Genomic DNA, 7,113 nt, shown 5'->3' with positions numbered 1-7,113 from the left:
CCTTCAGATAAGAAAGCATTAACCTAAATGTAAGCGCTTTCATTTGGATTGTTAAACACAATAGTGTTTATGTAACGATTATTTATTGAGCGTTAAATTATTTAATAATTAGATCATTTTGCATAAGCATATGACTTGCACAGGTACAATTCACAATGACAGTTAAACTTTCTCTGCCGAACAACTCTTCCATGTTATCTAAAGAGTTCATTTATGGCGTAGCTACAGCTTCTTTCCAAATTGAAGGCGGAGCAGATACACGATTACCCTGTATATGGGACACCTTTTGTAATACTCCGGGCAAGGTTATCGATGGTTCAGATGGCTTGGTTGCTTGTGATCATGCTAACCTTTGGCAACAAGATATTGAGTTGATTGACTCTCTAGGTGTCGATGCCTATCGTTTATCGATATCTTGGCCAAGAGTTATTACGGCATCAGGTGGATTGAATCCTGAAGGTGTTCAGTTTTATATCGATATTTTAGATGAATTACAACGTAGAAATATTAAAGCATTTGTCACCCTCTACCATTGGGATTTACCTCAACACTTAGAGGATAATGGTGGCTGGTTAAACAGAGAAACGGCTTATAAATTTCGAGATTATGCCGATCTAATCACAAGAGCATTTGGTGATCGCGTACATTCTTATGCCACCCTTAACGAACCATTTTGTAGCTCATTTCTAGGTTATGAAGTCGGCGTTCATGCGCCAGGCATTGTCGGTAAAGAATTTGGTAGAAAAGCGGCTCATCATTTATTACTCGCCCATGGTTTAGCCATGCAAGTACTTAGCAAAAATAGTCCTAATAGTTTAAATGGTATCGTTCTAAACTTTACTCCTTGTTATGCTGAGTCAAACAGTGATGCTGATAAAAAGGCGACAGCTTTCGCAGATGATTATTTTAATCAGTGGTATATAAAACCCATCTTTGATGCACAATACCCAGAGATCATAGAGCAACTCCCTGTTGAACATAGACCTGATATTCAACCAGGAGATATGGAGATAATTTCACAGCCAACTGACTTTTTAGGTATTAATTTTTATACTCGAGCTATTTATCGTGCCGATAGTGAAGAGCATTTCTTCCAAATTGATCCACCCGAGCCAAGAACTGACATCGGCTGGGAGATATATCCTCAAGCTTTTACCGAGCTGTTACTTTCTCTTAATGAAAAATACACGTTACCACCCATTTACATCACTGAAAATGGCGCAGCTATTGATGACAAAATTATTGATGGTAGCGTACAAGATGTAGATCGCGTAGATTATTATCAAGAACACCTTAATGCAGTGAATAATGCAATAGAACAAGGTGTTAATGTACAAGGGTATTTTGCTTGGAGTTTAATGGATAATTTTGAGTGGGCAGAAGGATACTTAAAACGTTTTGGCATTGTTTATGTTGATTATGAAACACAAGTTAGAACAATAAAATCCAGTGGTTTAGCTTACAAAGCACTTATCAGTAATAGATAAAAAATTAAGCTCAGCCCATTAACAGTAAAGTACTTGGAATAAGCATGACAACATTATCATATTCTGAAAAAATTGGTTACGCCATGGGCGATGCTGCCGCTAATTTAGTTTGGCGTGGTGCATTAGCTTATTTAGCGGTATTTTATACCGATACCTTCGGGTTAACAGCCGCTGCTGCTGCGATGCTATTTTTGGTAGTACGTTTATCCGATGGCGTTACCGATATTATTATGGGTATGATTGGCGATAGAACCAATACAAAATGGGGAAAATTTCGTCCATGGATACTATGGTCTACTCCTTTCCTTGCTCTGTTTATGGTGCTTTGTTTCACCACACCCGATTTGAGTTATACCAATAAACTAATATACGCTTACATCACTTATATTGGCTTAACCTTAGCTTACACAGTAAATAATGTTCCCTACTCTGCCCTGATGGGTGTCATGACGCCAAGCGACACTGAACGTACCAGCTTATCGGGTTTCCGCTTTGCAGGCGCATTTGCCGGTGGCTTACTGGTAATGGGGTTTTTACCAGATTTAGTGGCTTATTTTGGTGATGGCAACGACGCGATTGGCTATCAACATACCATGTACCTTTTTGCCGGATTATTAATTATATTAATGTTAATTACTTTCGGCACCACTAAAGAAAGGATTACTCCTGCAATAGATCAATCAAGTAATTTAAAATCTGAATTAAAAGATTTATTGAAAAATCTACCATTTATCATTTTACCTCTACTTGCCATGACGTTATTTTTCTATTATCGAGATATATACAGCGGCACCTTTTTCGTCATTGTTATGGTTTTGATGTGGAAAATAATAAAGCGCCTTATTGCCAACACATCAGAGGAAATTAGTGGTACACAGCGAGACATGGTTGATTTATTAACCAATAAGCCATGGTTGATATTGCTCGGTATGGGCTTTTTGACCATGATGTTTAATGGCATTAAATATGGTGTTATCGCCTACTACTTTAAATATTATGTTGGTGATGAGCTCTTAGCTGGTAAATATTTTATCGCCTTACTCATCGTTTCCATTTTAGGTGCCCTTTCAACAGGTTATTTATCTAAAATTTTTGGCAAACAAAAGCTATTTATCATTTCACTGACCTTAAGCGGAATTCTCACTGCTGGATTTTATTGGATCCCTCAAGGTGATATCACCACTATTTTTATTCTAGGGTGTAGTGCTGAATTTTTCGCCGCTATTATGCCAACATTATTTTTCACTATGCTAGGTGACTCCGCTGACTACTCAGAATGGAAAAATGGGCGTCGAGCTACCGGGTTAATATATTCTGCGGGTACTTTCGTGCAAAAAACTGGCGGTGGCTTTGCCGGGGCATTAGTTTTAGTTGTACTTGCTAATTATGGTTACGATGGAATGGATAAGAACACTATATCGGCTGCACTACCGGGCATGCAATTGTTAATGAGCTGGATTCCAGCAGCATTTGCTTTTGCTGGTGCAGCATTAATGATGTTTTACCCTCTGACAAGCAAACAAAACCAAGTAATAGGTGAAGAATTAATAGAGCGACGAGATTTATCGGCAACTATTTAGTTATACAAGATTTTATTAAGATAGGTCGCATGTACGGCTAGAGAATTCTTTCCTTAATGTGTTAGAATTTGCCCTTGGTCTGTACGCATTTTAAATAATCTTTACGCAACTTAAGGATAACATGGCGACAATTTACGAAGTATCAAAACTTGCTGGCGTTTCACTAGCAACCGTTTCACGAGTTATCAATAATAATACTCGTGTTAGTGATAAGACTCGCCAAAAAGTTGAGAGCGCCATGAGTGAATTAGGTTATCGACCTAATTCTATTGCCCAATCATTGGCCTCTAATTGTACCAATAGTGTTGGTATCATGGTATCTGAGTTACATGGCCCCTTCTTTGGACAAATGATGGCGGGTATTGAAGCTGAGCTAAGAGCTGCCGGTAAACACGTTATTATTACCACCGGCCATAGTGAAGAAGACAAAGAGAAAGCTGGTATCGAGTTTCTTATTTCTCGTAATTGTGATGCCATTATTGTCCATGTTGAAGCACTATCAGATGAATACCTTATAGAACTAACCAAGGGTAAAACCCCAATTTACTTCATGAGTAGAGTGATTGCTGGCATCGAAGAAAACTGCATTCAACTCAATAATGAACTTGGCGGTTACCTCGCCACTAAAGCAATGATAGAGCAAGGCCACCAGCAAATAGCTTACATTGCTGGACCTGAATTTAAAGCTGATTCTCAAAATAGATTAGCTGGACATCGGCGTGCATTAAAAGAATACAATATCCCCTTTGCTGATGAGTTATTTTTTGTTGGTGACTTCAAAGAAACCGGTGGTAAAGAAGGCATTAAGGCATTAATTAACCGTAAAGTTGATTTTACCGGCCTAGTTTGTGCTAATGATGAAATGGCCTCTGGGGCAATGACTTATGCACGCGAGCATAATTTTATTTTACCAAAAGATCTGTCAATCATTGGCTTTGATAATATTATCTTCTCTCGACATATTTACCCTAAATTAACCACCATAGATAACCCTGTAAATGAAATGGGTCATATGGCTGCGAAATTAGTGCTGAAGAATGTTTATCAAAAACCAAACATCTCCATTAAACACTCTTTTGAACCGACATTAATCTCTAGAGATTCCATTACTAGCATCAACTCTTAATATTTTGAGTGACATAACTACACTTTGTATAAAGATGAATCAATCAGCTCTTCAAAAGTCACCTTTTACTAAAGGCTTGGTGGTAACTAGCTAAAGAGCCTTGGTATAATCAACGCTTTTAAGTGCTATGTTTTGAATTTCAAATTCTGTGCTCAGTGCTAGTATTCTAATGGCGAAATATTAATGATAGGTTTTGATTACGGTACCTCAAATTGTAGTGTTGCTACAATGTCTGACAATCACCCCCGAATTGTCCCTTTAACAACATCGGGCAATCAACAAAGTTATACTATCCCATCAAACCTTTATGCTCCTGACCGTGATGTGATCACACACTGGCTATATCAACAATTAAATACTGAACAACAAGAAATATTCAAGCAACAGCGAGCTCCTCAGCTACAAAAAGCGCAAAGAGCACTTCGTGAGTTAAGTGATGATGGCATAAGCAGTGATTTATTTTTTGGTAAATCAGCTTTAGATAAATACTTAGAAGATCCCGAAGAGGGATATTACATCAAGTCGCCAAAGTCATTTCTAGGTGCGAGTGGCCTTGCCCCTATGCAAATCCAGTTATTTGAAGATATTGTCGCCGCAATGATGAGTAATGTTAAGCAGCTGGCAGAAGCTGAGCTAGAGCGAGAAATAACACAAACTGTGATAGGGCGACCGATAAACTTTCAAGGGCTGAACGGCGATGAAAGTAATCGACAAGCTATCGATGTCTTAACTAACGCTGCTAAAAGAGTGGGCTTTAAAGATGTTGAATTTCAATATGAGCCTGTTGCTGCCGGATTTGAATTTGAGGCAAGTTTAAAGCAAGAAACGAGAGTTTTAGTGGTAGATATTGGCGGTGGTACCAGCGACTGCTCAATGCTACTAATGGGGCCACAGTTCATTAATAGCGATAACCGAAATCAGCAATTACTTTCTCACAGTGGTGTACGCGTAGCAGGCAATGATTTTGATATTCAACTTGCTTTACAAGGAATCATGCCTAATTTTGGCATGAATAGCTTGTTAAAAACTGGCAAGCCAATTCCTACCGCCAGCTTTTATCAAGCACTCGCTATTAATAACATCAATGAGCAAACCGCGTTTTATAGTACTAAAAATAGACGGGAATTAGTGCAGCTGTCACGTGATGCTAAAGATAAACATCTACTCGAACGCTTAATTACCGTTCACGATCACAAACTCAGTTACCAATTAGTGAATGCCGCAGAACAAGCAAAGATAGCATTGTCAGCACAAGATAAAGCAATTATTGCTCTTGATTATATTGATAGTGATTTAGCATCGATAGCGACTAAAAAGACACTATCACAAGCGAATCAAAGAATTTTAGCTAGCATAGGTGAACTAATGCAGTCTGCCGTAGCTCAAGCTCAGTGCCAACCTGATGTTATATTTGTTACTGGCGGGACTGCAAAATCTCCTGTGATAAGCGAATTTATCCAACACACAATGCCAGATATACCAATCACTATTGGTGATCATTTTGGTAGTGTTACTGCTGGATTAGCGCGCTGGGCTGAGAAAATATACAAATAGTTTTGTTAGGCGCTATAATGAAATTAACCCTATTATTTTAGCTATAAATTCAATGACATTTCATTTTCTGCGCCTAATATTGCTATTGGCTAGCGTTACCATAAATATGGCTAATGCTACTGATGTCATTCGGTTTATTGAATCTAAAGAGCACCCTGACCCTAAACAAAGCTATTTCATTGATCTATTAACATTAGCTCTAGAAACCAGCAAAAAGAAATATGGTGATTATCAACTACTGCCTGTCAACATAGAAATGTCTCAGGGCCGAACATCTATGATGTTAGAGCAAAATAAATATATTGATATAACTTGGCGAATGACCTCCAAAAACTTAGAGGATAAACTACACACTATTTATATCCCCTTATTAAAAGGATTAATGGGCTATAGAATATTTATTATTTGCAAAAGCAAACAAGCGCTATTTACACCAAAGACTAGTGTCGAGGATCTAAAAGCAATTCATTTGGGACAAGGAATTAGTTGGCCAGATACAGAAATATTACGCAGTAACGGTTTTGATGTTATTGAAGGCTATGATAATTATCTAATAAGCATGTTAAAAAAAGAGCGGTTTGAATATTTCCCCCGTGCATTACATGAGCCCTGGCTTGAGATTACTGATGAGCCATCTCTCAAGGTTGAAGAACACCTTCTGCTAAAATATCCAGCCCCGATATATTTTTTCGTGAACAAGAAAAATAATAGGCTACAACAAAGGTTAGAATTTGGTTTAACTCAATTAGTAAATTCAGGGGAGTTTGAACAGTTTTATTTAAATCACCCGATCACGTCAGATATATTAGCAAAAGCACAGGTTAGCAGCCGCACTGTATTCCAACTAGACAACCCTTTACTGTCGACACAAACCAAAGCATTACTTGCTGATAAGCGCCTTTGGATTAAAGTAAAATAAAGCCTTTATATAAAAATATAAAGGCTTTAGTAGGCTAGATATAAAAACTAGGATGTTGCTTTTACAACTACCCCTTTATTAGCTTATATAATTACAGCAGTAATCAACCAAAGTTATTGCTTTGATTTCAAACTCGCTATTGGCGGGTACGTAAAAAGACTCTCCACCTTTAATCGTTTGCCATTCACTGCTGCCCGGCAATAAAATTTCACACTCACCTGAGCTAATTTCCATCAACTCTTTTTCTGCAGTGCCAAACTTATATTCACCCGGCATCATAATGCCTAATGTTTTAAATGAACCGTCAGTAAAAGTTATCTTACGGCTAGTTACCTTGCCATCAAAATACACATTTGCTGCTTTTTCTATCGTTACGCCGCTAAAGCTAGACATAGTATTTTCTCCAAAAAAATCGGGAAGTCATTAGTGAATGAAGTCCCGATGAAT

General features: G+C 37.9%; 6 protein-coding genes. 5 read left to right on the top strand and 1 reads right to left on the bottom strand.

Annotated features, from left to right (window positions below; all coding sequences use genetic code 11):
• Positions 1–155: 155 nt before the first annotated feature.
• The 5 genes from AC27IF_RS18965 to AC27IF_RS18945 all read left to right on the top strand — a co-directional run bounded on the left by AC27IF_RS18965 (position 156) and on the right by AC27IF_RS18945 (position 6,666).
• Complete coding sequence (locus tag AC27IF_RS18965; protein ID WP_487055922.1) at positions 156–1,487, top strand: GH1 family beta-glucosidase; 1,332 nt, start codon at positions 156–158, stop codon at positions 1,485–1,487.
• Positions 1,488–1,531: 44 nt separating this feature from the next.
• Positions 1,532–3,067: an MFS transporter gene (locus AC27IF_RS18960; protein ID WP_487055921.1), complete on the top strand. Its 1,536-nt coding sequence runs from the start codon at positions 1,532–1,534 to the stop codon at positions 3,065–3,067.
• A gap of 121 nt (positions 3,068–3,188) precedes the next feature.
• Positions 3,189–4,193 carry a LacI family DNA-binding transcriptional regulator gene (locus tag AC27IF_RS18955; protein WP_487055920.1) on the top strand — a complete coding sequence of 335 codons (1,005 nt, stop codon included), beginning with the start codon at positions 3,189–3,191 and terminating at the stop codon, positions 4,191–4,193.
• 183 nt (positions 4,194–4,376) lie between these two features.
• Complete coding sequence (yegD, locus tag AC27IF_RS18950) at positions 4,377–5,747, top strand: molecular chaperone (protein ID WP_487055919.1); 1,371 nt, start codon at positions 4,377–4,379, stop codon at positions 5,745–5,747.
• A gap of 52 nt (positions 5,748–5,799) precedes the next feature.
• Positions 5,800–6,666 carry a hypothetical protein gene (locus AC27IF_RS18945; protein ID WP_487055918.1) on the top strand — a complete coding sequence of 289 codons (867 nt, stop codon included), beginning with the start codon at positions 5,800–5,802 and terminating at the stop codon, positions 6,664–6,666.
• A gap of 78 nt (positions 6,667–6,744) precedes the next feature.
• Here AC27IF_RS18945 and ppnP read toward each other — a convergent pair whose 3' ends face one another.
• Positions 6,745–7,059 carry a pyrimidine/purine nucleoside phosphorylase gene (ppnP, locus tag AC27IF_RS18940; protein ID WP_487055917.1) on the bottom strand — a complete coding sequence of 105 codons (315 nt, stop codon included), beginning with the start codon at positions 7,057–7,059 and terminating at the stop codon, positions 6,745–6,747.
• Positions 7,060–7,113 lie beyond the last annotated feature (54 nt).

The sequence above is a fragment of the Colwellia sp. KS18-150 genome, from assembly GCF_057551365.1.
The sequence above is the reverse complement of the archived record's forward strand: the minus strand, read 5'-3'. Positions and strand labels throughout refer to the sequence as shown.

Bases quoted from the DNA above. Each gene is read 5' to 3' on its own strand.
- AC27IF_RS18965 (WP_487055922.1), top strand. From the start codon at position 156: ATGACAGTTAAACTTTCTCTGCCGAACAACTCTTCCATGTTATCTAAA.
- AC27IF_RS18960 (WP_487055921.1), top strand. From the start codon at position 1,532: ATGACAACATTATCATATTCTGAAAAAATTGGTTACGCCATGGGCGAT.
- AC27IF_RS18955 (WP_487055920.1), top strand. From the start codon at position 3,189: ATGGCGACAATTTACGAAGTATCAAAACTTGCTGGCGTTTCACTAGCA.
- yegD (WP_487055919.1), top strand. From the start codon at position 4,377: ATGATAGGTTTTGATTACGGTACCTCAAATTGTAGTGTTGCTACAATG.
- AC27IF_RS18945 (WP_487055918.1), top strand. From the start codon at position 5,800: ATGACATTTCATTTTCTGCGCCTAATATTGCTATTGGCTAGCGTTACC.
- ppnP (WP_487055917.1), bottom strand. From the start codon at position 7,059: ATGTCTAGCTTTAGCGGCGTAACGATAGAAAAAGCAGCAAATGTGTAT.